This is a genomic window from Nocardioides stalactiti, assembly GCF_014180715.1.
Taxonomy (GTDB): domain Bacteria; phylum Actinomycetota; class Actinomycetes; order Propionibacteriales; family Nocardioidaceae; genus Nocardioides; species Nocardioides stalactiti.
Genome location: NZ_JACEFC010000112.1, coordinates 1 through 14,286 on the forward strand (window position 1 = coordinate 1; position 14,286 = coordinate 14,286).

Below are 14,286 nucleotides of genomic sequence, written 5' to 3' on the forward strand. Positions count from 1 at the left end.
GAAGGCCCGGATCCGACGAATGCGGGAAGATGGCGACCATGAGCGAGTTCGGGGAGATCGAGGGGCCGGTGGTACGGCCGCGGCGGCTGCGGACGACGGCGGCGATGCGGGAGCTGGTCGCCGCGACGACGCTGCGGCCCGCACAGCTGGTGCTCCCGCTGTTCGTCCGCGAGGGCCTCACCGAGCCGAAGCCGATCTCCTCGATGCCGGGGGTCGTCCAGCACACGCGTGACACGCTCCGCAAGGCGGTCGTGGAGGCGGCCGAGGCGGGGATCCGCGGGGTCATGCTGTTCGGCATCCCCGAGGCCAAGGACGCCGCGGGCTCGGGCGCGCTCGACCCGGACGGCATCCTCAACCTCGCCATCGCCGACGTCGCGGCCGAGGTCGGCGACGCCGTCGTCGTCATGGCCGACACCTGCCTCGACGAGTTCACCGACCACGGTCATTGCGGGGTGCTCACCTCCGAGGGCCGCGTCGACAACGACGCGACCCTGGCGGCGTACGCCGCGATGGCGGTGGCCCAGGCGGAGGCCGGCGTCCACCTGGTCGGCCCCAGCGGCATGATGGACGGCCAGGTCGGCGTCATCCGCGCCGCGCTCGACGGGGCGGGCTTCAGCGACACGGGGATCCTCGCCTACGGCGCGAAGTACGCCTCGGCCTTCTACGGGCCGTTCCGCGAGGCGGTGGACTCCTCCCTCCAGGGCGACCGGCGGACCTACCAGCAGGACGCTCGCAACGGCCAGGAGGGCGTCCGAGAGGCCGTGCTCGACGTCCAGCAGGGTGCCGACATCGTCATGGTCAAGCCGGCCCTCGCCTACCTCGACGTGCTCCGCCAGGTGCGCGACGCCCCGGAGCTGCGCGGCGTGCCGGTCGCGGCCTACAACATCAGCGGCGAGTACGCGATGGTCGAGGCCGCCGCCGCCCAGGGCTGGATCGACCGGGAGCCGGCCATCCTCGAGACGCTCACCGCGATCCGCCGGGCCGGCGCCGACGTGATCCTCACCTACTGGGCCGTCGAGGCAGCCGGCCTGCTCCGCTGACCCGAGCTCGCAACTGGTCTCTCAACGAACAAGGCCCCGGACCGATGGTCCGGGGCCTTGTTCGATGAAGCAGGTGGATCAGGGACGCAAGCCGTACGACGTCACGCAGTTGAGGTACTGCAGGGCCTGCGCGATCGGGTTGAACTCGCCGGCGCAGGAGCTGAGCACCTGGCCCTCCTTGAGCGGGCCCAGGAGGCCGTCGATGAGGCCGTTGAGGACGTCCTCGACGGGCTCGATGACGTCGTCGAGCGGCGTGTTGGTGTCGGGGACGTCGATCGTGCCGCCACCGTTGCCGTTGTTGCCGCCGTCGTCACCGGGGTCGGTGCCCGGGTCGGTGCCGGGGTCGGTGCCCGGGTCGGTCGGGATGAACCCGCCGTCGTCGGGCGTCTCGTCGGTCGCCGGCTCCTCGTCCGGGAGGTCAGCGCCGTTGTGGGTGCCCGGGTTGTAGGTCGGGACCTCCGGGACGATGTAGCCGGCCGCCGTGGTGTTGTTGGGGATCGTGGTGAAGTCGCCCTCGAGGTAGGCGTCCATGATCGACAGCACCAGGTCGACGTACTGCTGGCTGTGGTTGTAGCGGTAGACCGCGGCGCGCTGGCCGACAGCCGTCGACAGGTCGTCCTTGCCGGAGCAGAGGTAGACGGCCGTGGCGAGCGCCGCGTCGTCGACGTCCTGCGGGTTGCGCTTGGCGTCACCGTCGGCGTCCACGCCCACGATCGACCAGGTCGACGGGATGAACTGCATCGGGCCGACCGCCCGGTCCCACTGGGTGTCGTTGTCGAACTGCCCGGCGTCGGTGTCGCGGATCGCCTGGGTGCTCTTCTTGCCGTTGAGCGCGATGCCGTAGATGCCGGGCGTCGCCACACCGTCGTCGTTGAGCGTGTTGCCGTTGGCACGGCCGTGGTTGGACTCCACGCGGCCGATCGCGGCGACGAGCTGCCAGGTGAGGTTGCAGCTCTTGTCAGCCTTGTTGATGACGGCCTCGGCGCGCTGGTAGGCGGCGAGGGCGGCCGACGGGATCTGGTTGGTCGACGCGGTCGCCACGATGTTCTGGTCGTTGCCGGTCGGGCTCAGGTCGTCGGGGTCCGAGACGCTGGCCGGCGCCTCGATGGCGTCGCTCGGCACGCTGGTGCCGTCGGGCAGTGACTCCTCAGGTGCCTGGCTCGCGGCGGACACGGACGGGGTGACCCCGCCGATACCGGCGACGCTCGCCGTCCAGGCAGCGGACAGCAGTGCGAGCGGAACGATCGTGGCGGCACGCTGCAGCCGTCCCAAGCGCTTCCTCGACATATGGACTCTCTCCCCGGCCTTCTCGGCCCACGAACTCGGTCACGCGAGTCTCTCCCCAGTCCGGACTCGCTGTGGCGTCGCGCCTGCTCCCAAGGTGCGACAACAGACAAACGAATGGTGGCACACCCTCGTTACGGGTGTCACACCTTCGAATTATCAGGTGAGACCGGCGTGGCACCCTCCGCAGCGTGGCCCCGAGGCGTAACGGGGTGGGTCGATCAGCGACAATGAGTCGGTGACCGACGTCCCGACCCCCGGAAGCCCCGCCGCCGGGGTCGGACCGACCGCCCGGTCCGAGGAGCTCTTCGCGCGGGCCCGCGCGGTCACGCCGGGCGGCGTGAACTCTCCGGTCCGTGCGTTCAACGCCGTCGGCGGGACGCCCCGGTTCATCGCCTCGGCCACGGGGCCGTGGCTGACCGACGTCGACGGCAACGAGTACGTCGACCTGATCTGCTCCTGGGGCCCGATGCTGCTCGGGCACGCCCACCCCGAGGTCGTCGCCGCCGTGCAGGCGGCCGTCGCCCGCGGGACGTCGTACGGCACGCCGACCGAGGGCGAGGTCGCCCTGGTCGAGGAGATCATCGGGCGCACCCCGGTCGAGAAGGTCCGCCTCGTCTCGTCGGGCACCGAGGCCACGATGTCCGCGATCCGGCTGGCTCGCGGGTTCACCGGTCGCGACGTCGTCGTGAAGTTCGCCGGTTGCTACCACGGTCACCTCGACGCGCTGCTGGCCTCGGCCGGCTCGGGCCTGACGACGTTCTCGATCCCCGGTACGCCGGGGGTGCCGGAGTCGTCGACCGCGCTCACCCTGGTGCTGCCCTACAACGACCGCGCCGCCGTCGAGGCGGTCTTCGCCGAGCACGGCGACCGGATCGCGTGCCTCATCACCGAGGCGGCCCCCGGCAACATGGGCGTGGTCCCGCCCGAGCCCGGGTTCAACGCGTTCCTCGCCGAGACCTGCCGCCGTCACGGAGCCCTGTTCGTCAGCGACGAGGTGATGACCGGCTTCCGGGTGTCCGCGAGCGGGCAGTGGGGCACCGACGGAGCGGTGGAAGGCTGGCGACCCGACCTGGTCACCTTCGGCAAGGTGATGGGCGGCGGCCTCCCCGCCGCGGCGTTCGGCGGACGTGCCGACGTCATGTCCGCGCTGGCGCCCGACGGCCCCGTCTACCAGGCCGGCACCTTGTCGGGGAACCCGATCGCGACCGCGGCCGGGCTCACCACGCTGCGCCTCGCCACGCCCGAGGTCTATGCCCACCTCGACTCCGTCGCCGACACCCTGCGCACCGGGGTGGCCGAGGCGTTCACTGCCGCCGGCGTGCCGCACGTCATCCAGTCGACCGGCTCGATGTTCTCGGTGTTCCTCACCGACGAAGCGGTCCGTGACTTCGCCGGGGCGTCCCGCACCGACGTCGCGGCGTACGGCGCCTTCTTCCACGCCATGCTCGACCGCGGAGTCCACCTGCCGCCGTCGGCCTACGAGGCGTGGTTCGTGTCCGCCTCCCACGACGACCGGGCGGTCCAGGCCGTCCTCGACGCCCTGCCCGACGCGGCCTGCGCCGCTGCCGCCGCCCAAGGAGCCTGACCATGGCCACGCCCGACACCGTCGTCCACCTCGTCCGCCACGGGGAGGTGCACAACCCCGAGGGAGTGCTCTACGGCCGCCGCGACGGGTTCCACCTCTCCGACCTCGGCAACCAGATGGCCGAGAAGACCGCAAGCGCGCTCGCCGACCGCGACATCACGGTGGTCCGGTCCTCGCCGCTCGAGCGGGCGCAGGAGACGGCCGCGCCGCTCGCGACGAAGCTGGGGCTGACCGTCGGGCTCGACGAGCGGGTCCTCGAGTCGACCAACCGGTTCGAGGGCCACACCTTCGGCCGCGGCAACAACGCGCTGCGCAACCCGCTGCTGTGGCGTCACCTCTACAACCCGTTCAAGCCGTCGTGGGGTGAGCCCTACAAGGCGATCGTGGCGCGGATGATGGATGCGGTCCACGACGTACGACGCGAGGCCGCCGGCCACGAGGGCGTGATCGTGTCCCACCAGCTCCCGATCTGGACCACCCGGCTCCACGCCGAGGGCCGCTCCTTCCTCCACGACCCGCGCAAGCGACAGTGCACGCTGTGCTCGGTGACCTCGTTCCACTTCGTCGACGACCGGCTCGCGCAGGTCAGCTACAGCGAGCCGGCGATCGACCTGATCCCGAAGGGCGACCGCGGCGCGCCGTTCTCGGCCGGTGACGCTCCGGTCGACGCCCGCCCCGAGGGCACCCGGCCGGCCGATGCGGGGGAGTCGGAGTCCTGAACACCCGCCGCCTCGTCGCTCCGGCTCTGGCCGGGGTGCTCCTCTCCGTCGCCGTGACCGGCTGCACCGACATCTCCGGCACCGGCGACCGTGACTACGTGCCCGGCGACGGCAAGGTCGTCGAGGTCGCCGACGGCGACCGGGAGGACCCGGTGGAGCTCGCGGGCGAGACGGTCCAGGGCGACCCGCTCGACCTCGCCGACCTGCGCGGCCAGGTGGTCGTGGTCAACCTGTGGTGGTCGGGCTGCGGCCCGTGCATCAAGGAGATGCCGATGCTGGTCGAGGCCGAGGGCGAGCTCCCGGCCGACGAGACCGCGTTCGTCGGCATCAACATCCGTGACCTGGCCCCCGAGAACGCCGCCTCGTTCGAGCGCGACGCGGGGGTCGACTACCCGTCGATCTACGACCCGGGCAGCACGCTCGTCGACGAGTTCGGCCGCTACGCGCCCTACGCGCCGCCCACCACCTGGGTCCTCGACCGGGAGGGCCGGGTCGCCGCGCTGGTCAACGGCCCGCTGCCGTCGAAGGAGACCCTTCTGACCGTGGTCGAGGACGTGCTCGATGAGTGAGTGGTTCGAGAGCCAGGCGGCCGCCGGATCGCTGGCGCTCGCCGTCCCGGTCGCGATGATCGCGGGGCTCGTGTCCTTCTTCTCCCCGTGCGTGATCCCGCTGCTGCCGGGCTACCTCTCCTACGCGACCGGACTGTCGGGCGCCGACCTGGCTGCCGGCCGGGCGAGCAGCCACCGCGGGCGGATGCTCGCGGGTTCGCTCCTCTTCGTCCTCGGCTTCGCGGTCGTGTTCGTGCTGGTCGGCGCTGCTTTCGGCAGCCTCGGCACCTGGCTCCGCGGCTGGCAGAGCGAGGTCACGATCGGCCTCGGGTTGCTCCTCATCGTCCTCGGGCTGGTGTTCGCGGGCGTCGTCCCGTGGCTCCAGCGCGACTGGCGCATCCACAAGATCCCTTCCGTCGGGCTGGGTGCGGCGCCGCTGATCGGCGCGCTGTTCGCCATCGGCTGGACGCCCTGCATCGGCCCGACGTACGGCGTCATCCTCAACCTCACCTACACCGACGCGACCGTGACGCGGGGAGCCCTGCTGTCGCTCTGCTACGCGCTCGGGCTGGGCATCCCGTTCATCGTCGCCGGGCTCGCCTACCGTCGCACGCTCGGCGCGGTGGCCTGGGTACGGCGCCACCAGGTCTGGGTGATGCGGCTCGGCGGCGGCTTCATGGTGCTGCTCGGCCTGGCCATGGTCACCGGGGTGTGGGACCACCTCGTGCAGTGGGTCCAGCTCCAGGTCGTCGAGTACGGAGCGACCGTCGTATGAGCGAGCCCACCCCTGCGCGGCCGGTCGGCCGCGGCGAGCTGACCGCGCGCGAGCTGGCGCGCTGGACCTGGCGCCAGGTCACCTCGATGCGGACCGCGCTCGTCCTGCTGCTCCTGCTGGCCCTGGCGGCGATCCCGGGCTCGGTCGTCCCGCAGACCGGCGTCGACGCGCTCGCGGTGACCCGGTGGAAGGACGAGCACCCGAAGCTCACTCCGATCTACGAGAAGCTCGACCTGTTCTCGGTCTACGACTCGATCTGGTTCTCCGCGATCTACCTGCTGCTGGTGCTCTCGCTCGTCGGCTGCATCGTGCCGCGCCTCGGCGTCTACGCCCGGGGGTTCCGGGCCCAGCCGCCGGAGACGCCGCGGCACCTCTCCCGGCTGCCCGACCACACGACGTACGAGACGACGGAGTCGGTGGACGAGGTCCTCGCGCGGGCTCGCGAGGTGCTCGGCCGGCGCCACCGGGTACGCGCGGCGGATGCCGGAGCCGACTCGGTCAGCGCCGAGCGTGGCCACCTGCGCGAGGCCGGCAACCTGCTCTTCCACCTCTCGGTCCTCATCGTCCTGGCCGGCTTCGGTGTGGGCGGGCTCTACGGCTACCAGGGCGGCGTGATCCTGGTGCAGGGGTCGACGTTCGGCAACAACCTCACCCAGTACGACGACTTCGACCCCGGCGGCCTGTTCACGCCGACCCAGCTCGACGACTTCGACTTCACCGTCGACGACTTCGAGGTCGAGTGGCTCACGAGCGGTGCGGGCGCCGGCACGGCGCGTGGTTTCCAGGCGGGACTGTCCTACCGGGAGGGCGACGGTGAGTCGGAGGAGTACGACCTGCGGGTCAACCACCCGCTCTCGATCGCCGACACCGACGTCTTCCTCATCGGGCACGGCTACGCGCCCGTCATCACGGTGCGGGACGGCGAGGGCGAGATCGCCTGGACCGGGCCGACGGTGTTCCTGCCGCAGGACCAGTCGTTCGTGTCGTTCGGCGTGGTGAAGGCCAACGGGGCCAAGCCCGAGAAGATCGGGCTCGAGGGTCTCTTCTACCCGACGTTCGAGCTCTTCGAGGGCGACCCGATCTCGGTGTTCCCCGACGACCTCAAGCCGCTCGTCTCGATGCTCGTCTATACGGGCGACCTCGGGCTCGACTCCGGCGAGGCGCAGTCGGTCTACGTCCTCGACAAGGAGGACGCCACCCAGCTGACCGACGACGAGGGCAAGCCGGTCCGGCTCGACCTGTCGCTGGGGGAGACGGTCGAGCTCCCCGACGGCCTCGGCTCGGTCACCCTGGAGCGGGTGGACCCGTGGATCCGGGTCCAGATCAGCCAGACCCCCGGCAAGGAGGTCGCGCTGCTGGGCGTGGTCCTCGCTCTCATCGGTCTGTGCGGCTCGCTCTTCATCCGCCCGCGCCGGGTCTGGGTCCGAGCCCGTACCCTGACCGCTGACGGCAGTCCCGACGGCAGCGGTGAGACCACCACGGTCGTCGAGGTGGCTGGCCTCGACCGCTCCGGCAACGGGGAGATCGCCGAGGTGCTGGCCGACCTGGTCGCCGTACTGAAGAACGAGAAGGAGCCCCGACCGTGAACGACGCTGCGTGGGAGACCCTGAGCAACCAGGCGGTCGCCGCCGCCGGCCTCGCCTACTTCGTCGCGCTCATCGTGCACCTGGCCGAGTGGGCCGCGCTGCGGCAGCCGGCTGCCCGCGAGGCCGCCCTCGTCGGTGCCGACGCGGCCGCCGGGGCGCCCGTGGAGAGCCCCGCGGAGAGCGCCGCCCCGAGCGAGCGGGTCGCGTTCCTCGGCCGGCTCGGGTTCCTGGTGACGTGCATCGCCGCGGGCGCCCACGCCGTCGCGCTGGTAGGCCGTGGCATGGCCGCGGACCCCAACCGGGTGCCCTGGGGCAACATGTACGAGTTCACGGTGTCCGGCACGTTCGTCGTGACGCTGATGTACCTGGCGCTCTATCGCCGGTTCAAGCTCGCGTGGATGGCGCCGATCGTGGTCGGCTTCGTGCTGACCGTGCTGATGGTCGCGGTCATCTGGCTGCACCAGAAGGTCGCCCCGCTCACCGAGGCGCTCGACTCCTACTGGCTGGTGATCCACGTGGTCGCCGCCGTCATCGCGACGGGCGCCTTCACCCTCGGCGGCATCGCGTCGATCATGTACCTCGTCAAGATGCGCTCCGGCGACGACGCGGGCGGCTGGCTCGGCCGGGTGCCGACCCTCGACGCCCTCGACAAGCTCGCCTACCGGGTGCACGCCTTCGCGTTCCCGGTGTGGACCTTCGCCGTCCTCATCACCGGACCGATCTGGGCCCACGAGGCCTGGTCGCGCTACTGGAACTGGGACCCCAAGGAGGTGTGGGCGTTCATCACCTGGGTCGTGTACGCCGGCTACCTCCACGCCCGGGCGACGGCCGGTTGGCGGGGCCGCAACGCCGCCATCCTCGCGCTCGTCGGCCTCGGCACGCTGTGGTTCAACTTCATCGGGATCAACTACTTCGCGACCAACAGCCAGCACTCCTACGCCCTCGAGGCGCCGGCGGCCGTCGTCGCGCCCGTGGTACGCGCCTAGCTCAGGTCTCGTCGGGCGGGTCCTGCGGGTTCAGCCGCTTGCGGTCGAGGTCGCGCAGGAAGTCCTCGTCGTCGTCCGGTGCCACCGGTCGGGGCGGGGCACTGGGCCGCTTCGGACGAAGCGGCTTGCGGGCCGCGGTGCTGCCGCGGGCGTCGCGCTCCTGGAGGGCGCGGGTCACGAAGTACGTCACGGCCGCGAAGACCAGGACGACCACCAACAGCTTGAGCACCCCTCCAGAGTAGATCGTCGGTGGTCAGGCCGTGTCCCGGATGCAGGTCATGGATTGAGAACACCCGGCCGGAGCGACCTACCCTGGGGGCGTGAAGGAGTTCTGGATCTACACCCTGATGCGTCTCGGCCTGTTCGTCGGGTCGTTCGCGCTCATCTTCGGCGTCTGGTTCCTCGTGACCGAGGACGTGCCGCTCTTCTGGGTGATCCTGATCGCGTTCGTCGTCAGCGGGGTGGCGTCGTACGTCCTGCTGGAGCGGCAGCGCGCGGCGTTCGCCAGCAAGGTCCAGGGTCGCGCCGAGCTGGCGACCCAGCGCTTCGAGGAGCAGCGCTCCAAGGAGGACTCGGACTGACCTCCGGCCGGACGTCGGTCAGGCGACGGCGAGGCCGACGGCGCAACCGAGCGCCCACAGGAGCTCGGCCAGGCCGGTCTGCTGGAGCACCGGGATCAGGCCGGGGCCGACGGCCCCGCCGAGCACGATCCGGCAGGCCGGGACGGCGAGCGCCACGAAGGCGAGGCCGAGCAGCGCCCACGGCGTCGTCAGCACGGCGACGCCGACGAGAGCAGCGGCCGACAGCAGCACGAGCACGGCGAAGAACGCCCGGGTCCGGCGGTCACCCAGCCGGACCGCGAGGGTGATCTTGCCGGACACGGTGTCGGTGGGGATGTCCCGCAGGTTGTTGACGACGAGGATCGCGCAGGCCAGGGCACCCACGCCGCAGCCGGCGAGGACGGCGGGCCAGCCGGTGTCGCCCCAGGTCTCGGTCTGGACGTAGGTGGTGCCGACGACCGCCACCAGGCCGAAGAAGACGAACACCATGACCTCGCCGAGGCCGAGGTAGCCGTAGGGCTTCGAGCCACCGGTGTAGTACCAGGCGGCGAGCACGCAGAGGAGACCGACGGCGACCAGCCACCAGGCGGTCGTCGCGGCGAGGGCGAGGCCGGCCACGCCCGCGACCCCGAAGGCGAGGAACGCCGCTCGCTTCACCGCGCCGGGCGTCGCGAGCCCCGAACCGACCAGGCGCAGCGGTCCGACCCGCTCGTCGTCGGTCCCGCGGATCCCGTCGGAGTAGTCGTTGGCGTAGTTGACCGCGACCTGGAGCGCGAGGCTCACCACGAGGGCCAGCGCTGCCTTCCATCCGACGAACGCGTCGTCGTACGCGGCGACGCCCGAGCCGGCGAGGACGGGCGCGACGGCCGCGGGCAGGGTGCGCGGGCGGGCTCCGGCGAGCCAGTGAGCAGCGGTGGCCATGATGCAGCGATTCAAGCAGGCTGCGTGATGCCCTGCTTCGCCAGGTGGCGCTCCGCGGCGCGCGCCGCCGGGTGGATCAGCACGGCGGCGACCAGCACGATCGCAGCGATCACGATCCAGCCCGGCGTGCCCCACTCCATCGCGAGGAACGTGTAGAGCGCGGGCGCCCAGACCGAGCCGATCGTGAAGCCCAGCTGGGAGACGCCTTGGTACTCGCCGCGGCGCTCGGGATCGGAGAGCTCGGCCTGGAGCCCCCACTCACCGGCGGAGTTGAAGAGCTCGGCCCCGGTCACGGTGACGTGGCCGAGCCAGACCAGCGCGATCGTCACCCAGCCGACGGTGTCGTGGGTGACCAGGACGATGCCGCAGCTGAGGATGAAGAAGAACGCACCGCGGCGCTGGGCGCGCAGCGAGTCGGCGACGGTGGTGATGCCGCGCGCGGCCGCGACCTGGAGGGCCACGGCCATCACCGTGTTGGTGCCGAACAGCCAGGCGAGCAGCACGCGGGGTGCGTCGGTCTCCTCGACCAGCCACAGCGGGATCACGACGTTGAGCAGCACCTGGTGGGTCGAGAGCACCCCGCCGCAGGTCGCCATCGCCAGGTAGCCGCGGTTGCGGATCGCGCGCCGGTCTCCCCCCTCCAGCATGCCCTCGAGGGCGGTCTCGAGCAGCGGCTCGACCTCGACGTGGTGCGCGGCGCGGGGCAGCCGCGCCACCAGCGCGGCGTTGATCAGCAGCAGGCCGGCGGTGATCGCCGGGACCATCCGGATGACGTCGTCGCTGTTCGTCGCGAGCGCGATCCCGGCAAGGAGCGCGCCGAGCGTGTATCCGACGTTGCGAGCGGCGCGGAAGTAGGCGTTGGAACTGACCCGCTCCTCGCGGGGGAAGATGTCGAACCGGTAGGCGTTGCGGGCCGACCTGCTCGCGGACGAGACCAGCTCGAGACCGGCCAGCATGACGACGAACGTGGTCATGTCGCCGATCGCCAGCCACACCAGGTAGAGCAGCGCCTCGAGCAGGGAGGCGGTCGCCCAGACCCGCTTCGCGCCGTACCGGTCGCTGAGCTTGCCGAGCGGGACGGCGAGGGTGAACGTCGCGAGACCCGCGATGGTCAGGCCGAGGCCGACCTGTGCGGCGGACAGGCCGACGATCTGCGTGAAGAAGACGGCACTGCCGGTCAGGAACACCCCGTCGCCGAACGCCGACAGCACCGACTGTGTCGACAGGCGGCGCACGAGCGGGGTCGGTCCGGCGAGGCGGACCAGGCGCTCCGGCAGATATCTTGACATCAAGACAATGCTACGCCGGTTCGGTCGAGAGGTCGACGCCGACGGTCCCGTCGCCGTCCTCCCGGGTGCCGTCCTCCCGGGTGCCGTCCTCCCGGGTGTCGTCCTCGTCAGCCGGGGGGAAGTGCTCGTCGCGGAACCCCTCGGCGATCCGCACCGACGGACCGAGGCCGATGGTCGCCACCACGATGATCGCCGCGATCACCAGCCAGCCCTGGCCGTCCGCGAACCACGACATGGCCAGCCCGGTGAAGAGCCAGGGTGCCCACAGGCTGCCCAGCGCACGGCTGACCTCCTCGACGCCCTGGTACTCGCCGCGTCGACGGGGGTCCATCAGCTCGGCCTGGAACGCCCAGGTCGCGCCCGAGATCGCGAGCTCGGCGCCGGTCACGGTGACGTGGCCGAGCCAGACGAGCAGCACCGTGATCAGGCCGACCGTCGAGTGCGTGTACATCGTGATGAGGCAGGACACCACGAAGAACGCCGAGGAGATCCAGGTGTAGCGCAGGGCGTCGCTGATCGTCCGGACGCCCTTGGAGGTGTAGGCCGGGAGGAAGATGCAGAGCACCGTGTTGGTGCCGAACAGCCAGGCCAGCAGCCCCCAGGGCGCATCGGTCGCCTCGACCAGCCACAGCGGGATGACGATGTTGAGCAGCACCTGGTTGGTCCACAGCACGCCGGTGAAGAAGTTGACCAGGATCCAACCCCGGTTGCGGACGGCGCTCGGGCCGGGCGGCCGCTCGCGACGCTCGCCGCTCGCGACCCGCAGGTCGTGGGGAGCCGGTGGCAGCCGGGTCACCCAGTAGGCGTTGGCGAGCATCAGCGCGGCCGCGAAGAACGGCGTGTAGCGGACGACGGTCAGACTCCCGGTCGCCAGCGCGAGGCCGCCGATCGCGGCGCCGAGCGTGAAGCCGAGGTTGAGCGAGGAGTACATGTAGGCCTGGGTCTCGACCCGCTCCTTGGGCGGCAGCACGTCGAGGATGTAGGCCCCGTGGCTCGCCCCGCCCAGCGACCCGAAGACGGCGAAGACGACGCCGACCACGAGGTACTGCCCGAAGCCGTCGACGAACGGCAGCGCGACGAAGCACGCGGCACGGCCGACCGTGCTGCCCGCCCACATCCGCTTCGGTCCCAGTCGGTCGACCACACGGCCGGCCGGGTAGGCGAAGAGGAACTCCGCGACGGCGACGAGCGTGATCGCCAGCCCGACCTGCGCGGCGGACATGCCGATCACCTGGGTGAGGAACACCGCGCTCCCGGTGTTGAACGCACCCTCGCCGGTCGAGAACAGCATCGACTGCGTCGCGAGCCGGCGCGACAGGGGAGTGGGTGGGATCAGCCGGCGGAAGAAGCCCCGCTGGTCGTCCGAGAGCTGGGTCGTCACTTCGTGCATTCCACCCCACGGCACCGACATCCGGCCACCGAATAACCTCGTTCCCATGCCCGACCTCACGCCCGCTGGCGACGCTGCCGCGGTCGTCGAGCAGCTGCGCGGCTGGCTGGCCGGTCCCGCCGGCGTCCGGCTGGTCGTCGCGACGTCCGGCTCGACCGGCGCGCCCAAGCGGGTCGCCCTCCGCAGGGACGCGGTCCTCGCCTCCGTCGAGGCCTCGGCCCGACGGCTCGGCGGGACCGGTCCCTGGGTGCTGGCGCTGCCCCCGACGTACGTCGCCGGGGTCCAGGTGGTCGTCCGCTCGTTGGTCGCCGGCCACGAGCCGGTGCTGCTGGAGCGCGACGGCTGGCCGGCCGGCTCCGGCTGGTCCGTCTCGCTCGTGCCGACCCAGCTCGGCCGTCTGCTGGACGACGCCGACGGTCGGGCGGCGCTGCAGCGGGCCCGGACCGTGCTGCTGGGCGGAGGCCCGATCGACCCGACGCTGCGGGCGCGCGCCGCGGAGGCCGGGATCCCGGTCGTCGCGTCCTACGGCGCCGCCGAGACTGCCGGCGGGTGCGTCTACGACGGCGTGCCGCTCGACGGGGTGGGGGTGGCCCTCGGCGCCGACGGCCGGATCCGGATCGGCGGGCCGACCCTGTTCGAGGAGTACGTCGACGCCCCGGCGCTCACCGCCGAGGTCCTGGTCGACGGGTGGTACGTCACCTCTGACGCGGGCCGGATCGACGAGGACGGCCGGCTCCAGGTGCTCGGCAGGGTCGACGACGTCGTCGTCAGCGGCGGTGTCAACGTGCCGGCGGTCGCGGTCGCGGCCCGGATCCGGCAGCACCCGGACGTCGTCGACGCCGAGGTGCTCGGGGTGCCGGACGAGGAGTGGGGCCGTCGGGTCGTGGCGTTCGTGGTCGGCACCGTCGGTCTCGACGAGGTCCGTGACTGGGTGGCCATCGCACATCCGCGACCCTGGGCGCCGCGTGAGGTCGTCACGGTCGAAGCCATCCCCCTGCTCGCCAACGGCAAGCCCGACCGGCAGGCGCTCCGCGCGCTGGCGGGGAGCGCGTCATGACGTCCGGCATGAGGGTCGTCTCGATCCCGATGCGGACCCGCTTCCGCGGCGTGACCGTCCGCGAGGCGGTGCTCGTGCGCGGCGCCGCCGGGTGGGGTGAGTGGAGCCCGTTCCTCGAGTACGACGCCGCCGTCGCCGAGCCGTGGCTGCGCTGCGCCGAGGAGGCAGCGGCCGGTGACTGGCCGACGCCGCGCCGCGACACGGTCCCCGTCAACGTCACCGTCCCCGCGGTCGGCCCGGCGGCCGCCCACGCCATCGTCGCCCGCGGTGGCTGCCGCACCGCGAAGGTGAAGGTCGCCGAGCCGGGGCAGACCCTGGCCGACGACGAGGCCCGGCTGGAGGCGGTCCGGGACGCGCTCGGGCCCGACGGCCGGATCCGGGTCGACGCCAACGGGGCGTGGTCGGTGGACGCCGCGATCGCCGCGATCGGTGTGCTCGACCGCGCGGCCGGAGGACTGGAGTACGTCGAGCAGCCCACCGCGACCGTCGAGGAGCTGGCCGCCGTCCGCCGCCGGGTCGCGGTCCCGATCGCAGCCGACGAGT

General features: G+C 71.9%; 15 protein-coding genes. 10 read left to right on the top strand and 5 right to left on the bottom strand.

Going from position 1 to position 14,286, the window contains the following annotated elements:
- Positions 1-38 precede the first annotated feature (38 nt).
- Positions 39-1,040 (top strand): porphobilinogen synthase, encoded by a 1,002-nt coding sequence (hemB, locus tag H0487_RS18195; RefSeq protein ID WP_183095651.1) that lies wholly within the window; start codon positions 39-41, stop codon positions 1,038-1,040.
- A gap of 78 nt (positions 1,041-1,118) precedes the next feature.
- On the opposite strand, the gene H0487_RS18200 is transcribed toward hemB, so the two are convergent.
- Complete coding sequence (locus tag H0487_RS18200) at positions 1,119-2,327, bottom strand: lytic transglycosylase domain-containing protein (protein WP_183095652.1); 1,209 nt, start codon at positions 2,325-2,327, stop codon at positions 1,119-1,121.
- Positions 2,328-2,562: 235 nt separating this feature from the next.
- On the opposite strand from H0487_RS18200, the gene hemL reads away from it, so the two are divergent.
- Genes hemL through ccsB form a run of 6 tightly spaced genes read left to right on the top strand, consistent with a single transcriptional unit; the run spans position 2,563 to position 8,526 of the window.
- On the top strand, positions 2,563-3,912 hold the full coding sequence (gene hemL, locus H0487_RS18205; protein WP_183095653.1) for a glutamate-1-semialdehyde 2,1-aminomutase: 1,350 nt from the start codon (positions 2,563-2,565) through the stop codon (positions 3,910-3,912).
- 2 nt (positions 3,913-3,914) lie between these two features.
- On the top strand, positions 3,915-4,631 hold the full coding sequence (locus H0487_RS18210; protein WP_183095654.1) for a histidine phosphatase family protein: 717 nt from the start codon (positions 3,915-3,917) through the stop codon (positions 4,629-4,631).
- Positions 4,632-4,666: 35 nt separating this feature from the next.
- A complete protein-coding gene (locus H0487_RS18215; protein WP_312856011.1) occupies positions 4,667-5,200 on the top strand; it encodes a TlpA disulfide reductase family protein in 534 nt (177 codons plus the stop codon).
- The gene (locus H0487_RS18220; RefSeq protein WP_183095655.1) at positions 5,193-5,954 is read left to right on the top strand and encodes a cytochrome c biogenesis CcdA family protein; all 762 of its coding nucleotides are present in this window, start codon (positions 5,193-5,195) and stop codon (positions 5,952-5,954) included. The genes H0487_RS18215 and H0487_RS18220 overlap by 8 nt, the downstream gene beginning before the upstream one ends.
- Positions 5,951-7,540, top strand: a complete 1,590-nt coding sequence (gene resB / locus H0487_RS18225; protein WP_183095656.1) for a cytochrome c biogenesis protein ResB — start codon at positions 5,951-5,953, stop codon at positions 7,538-7,540. The genes H0487_RS18220 and resB overlap by 4 nt, the downstream gene beginning before the upstream one ends.
- A complete protein-coding gene (ccsB, locus tag H0487_RS18230) occupies positions 7,537-8,526 on the top strand; it encodes a c-type cytochrome biogenesis protein CcsB (protein WP_183095657.1) in 990 nt (329 codons plus the stop codon). Before resB ends, ccsB begins: the two co-directional genes overlap by 4 nt.
- 1 nt (position 8,527) lies before the next feature.
- On the opposite strand, the gene H0487_RS18235 is transcribed toward ccsB, so the two are convergent.
- Positions 8,528-8,755: a hypothetical protein gene (locus H0487_RS18235; RefSeq protein WP_183095664.1), complete on the bottom strand. Its 228-nt coding sequence runs from the start codon at positions 8,753-8,755 to the stop codon at positions 8,528-8,530.
- Positions 8,756-8,846: 91 nt separating this feature from the next.
- Between H0487_RS18235 and H0487_RS18240 the strand changes: the two genes are divergently transcribed.
- Positions 8,847-9,107 (top strand): DUF4229 domain-containing protein, encoded by a 261-nt coding sequence (locus H0487_RS18240; RefSeq protein WP_183095658.1) that lies wholly within the window; start codon positions 8,847-8,849, stop codon positions 9,105-9,107.
- 18 nt (positions 9,108-9,125) lie between these two features.
- Here H0487_RS18240 and H0487_RS18245 read toward each other — a convergent pair whose 3' ends face one another.
- Genes H0487_RS18245 through H0487_RS18255 form a run of 3 tightly spaced genes read right to left on the bottom strand, consistent with a single transcriptional unit; the run spans position 9,126 to position 12,677 of the window.
- A complete protein-coding gene (locus tag H0487_RS18245) occupies positions 9,126-10,007 on the bottom strand; it encodes a 1,4-dihydroxy-2-naphthoate polyprenyltransferase (protein ID WP_183095659.1) in 882 nt (293 codons plus the stop codon).
- An 11-nt stretch (positions 10,008-10,018) separates the two neighbouring features.
- A complete protein-coding gene (locus tag H0487_RS18250; protein ID WP_183095660.1) occupies positions 10,019-11,296 on the bottom strand; it encodes an MFS transporter in 1,278 nt (425 codons plus the stop codon).
- Between the two features lie 10 nt (positions 11,297-11,306).
- On the bottom strand, positions 11,307-12,677 hold the full coding sequence (locus H0487_RS18255; protein ID WP_312856012.1) for an MFS transporter: 1,371 nt from the start codon (positions 12,675-12,677) through the stop codon (positions 11,307-11,309).
- A 55-nt stretch (positions 12,678-12,732) separates the two neighbouring features.
- On the opposite strand from H0487_RS18255, the gene H0487_RS18260 reads away from it, so the two are divergent.
- Both H0487_RS18260 and H0487_RS18265 read left to right on the top strand, forming a co-directional pair.
- The gene (locus H0487_RS18260; protein ID WP_183095662.1) at positions 12,733-13,743 is read left to right on the top strand and encodes an AMP-binding protein; all 1,011 of its coding nucleotides are present in this window, start codon (positions 12,733-12,735) and stop codon (positions 13,741-13,743) included.
- The coding region (locus H0487_RS18265; RefSeq protein WP_281370743.1) for an enolase C-terminal domain-like protein at positions 13,740-14,286 on the top strand (547 nt) is incomplete at its 3' end. The genes H0487_RS18260 and H0487_RS18265, both read left to right, overlap by 4 nt.

What these genes read in the sequence shown, in the direction of transcription:
- H0487_RS18250 (WP_183095660.1), bottom strand. Translation starts at nt 11,296, where the DNA reads ATGTCAAGATATCTGCCGGAGCGCCTGGTCCGCCTCGCCGGACCGACC.
- H0487_RS18200 (WP_183095652.1), bottom strand. Translation starts at nt 2,327, where the DNA reads ATGTCGAGGAAGCGCTTGGGACGGCTGCAGCGTGCCGCCACGATCGTT.
- H0487_RS18210 (WP_183095654.1), top strand. Translation starts at nt 3,915, where the DNA reads ATGGCCACGCCCGACACCGTCGTCCACCTCGTCCGCCACGGGGAGGTG.
- resB (WP_183095656.1), top strand. Translation starts at nt 5,951, where the DNA reads ATGAGCGAGCCCACCCCTGCGCGGCCGGTCGGCCGCGGCGAGCTGACC.
- H0487_RS18220 (WP_183095655.1), top strand. Translation starts at nt 5,193, where the DNA reads ATGAGTGAGTGGTTCGAGAGCCAGGCGGCCGCCGGATCGCTGGCGCTC.
- hemB (WP_183095651.1), top strand. Translation starts at nt 39, where the DNA reads ATGAGCGAGTTCGGGGAGATCGAGGGGCCGGTGGTACGGCCGCGGCGG.
- H0487_RS18260 (WP_183095662.1), top strand. Translation starts at nt 12,733, where the DNA reads ATGCCCGACCTCACGCCCGCTGGCGACGCTGCCGCGGTCGTCGAGCAG.
- H0487_RS18245 (WP_183095659.1), bottom strand. Translation starts at nt 10,007, where the DNA reads ATGGCCACCGCTGCTCACTGGCTCGCCGGAGCCCGCCCGCGCACCCTG.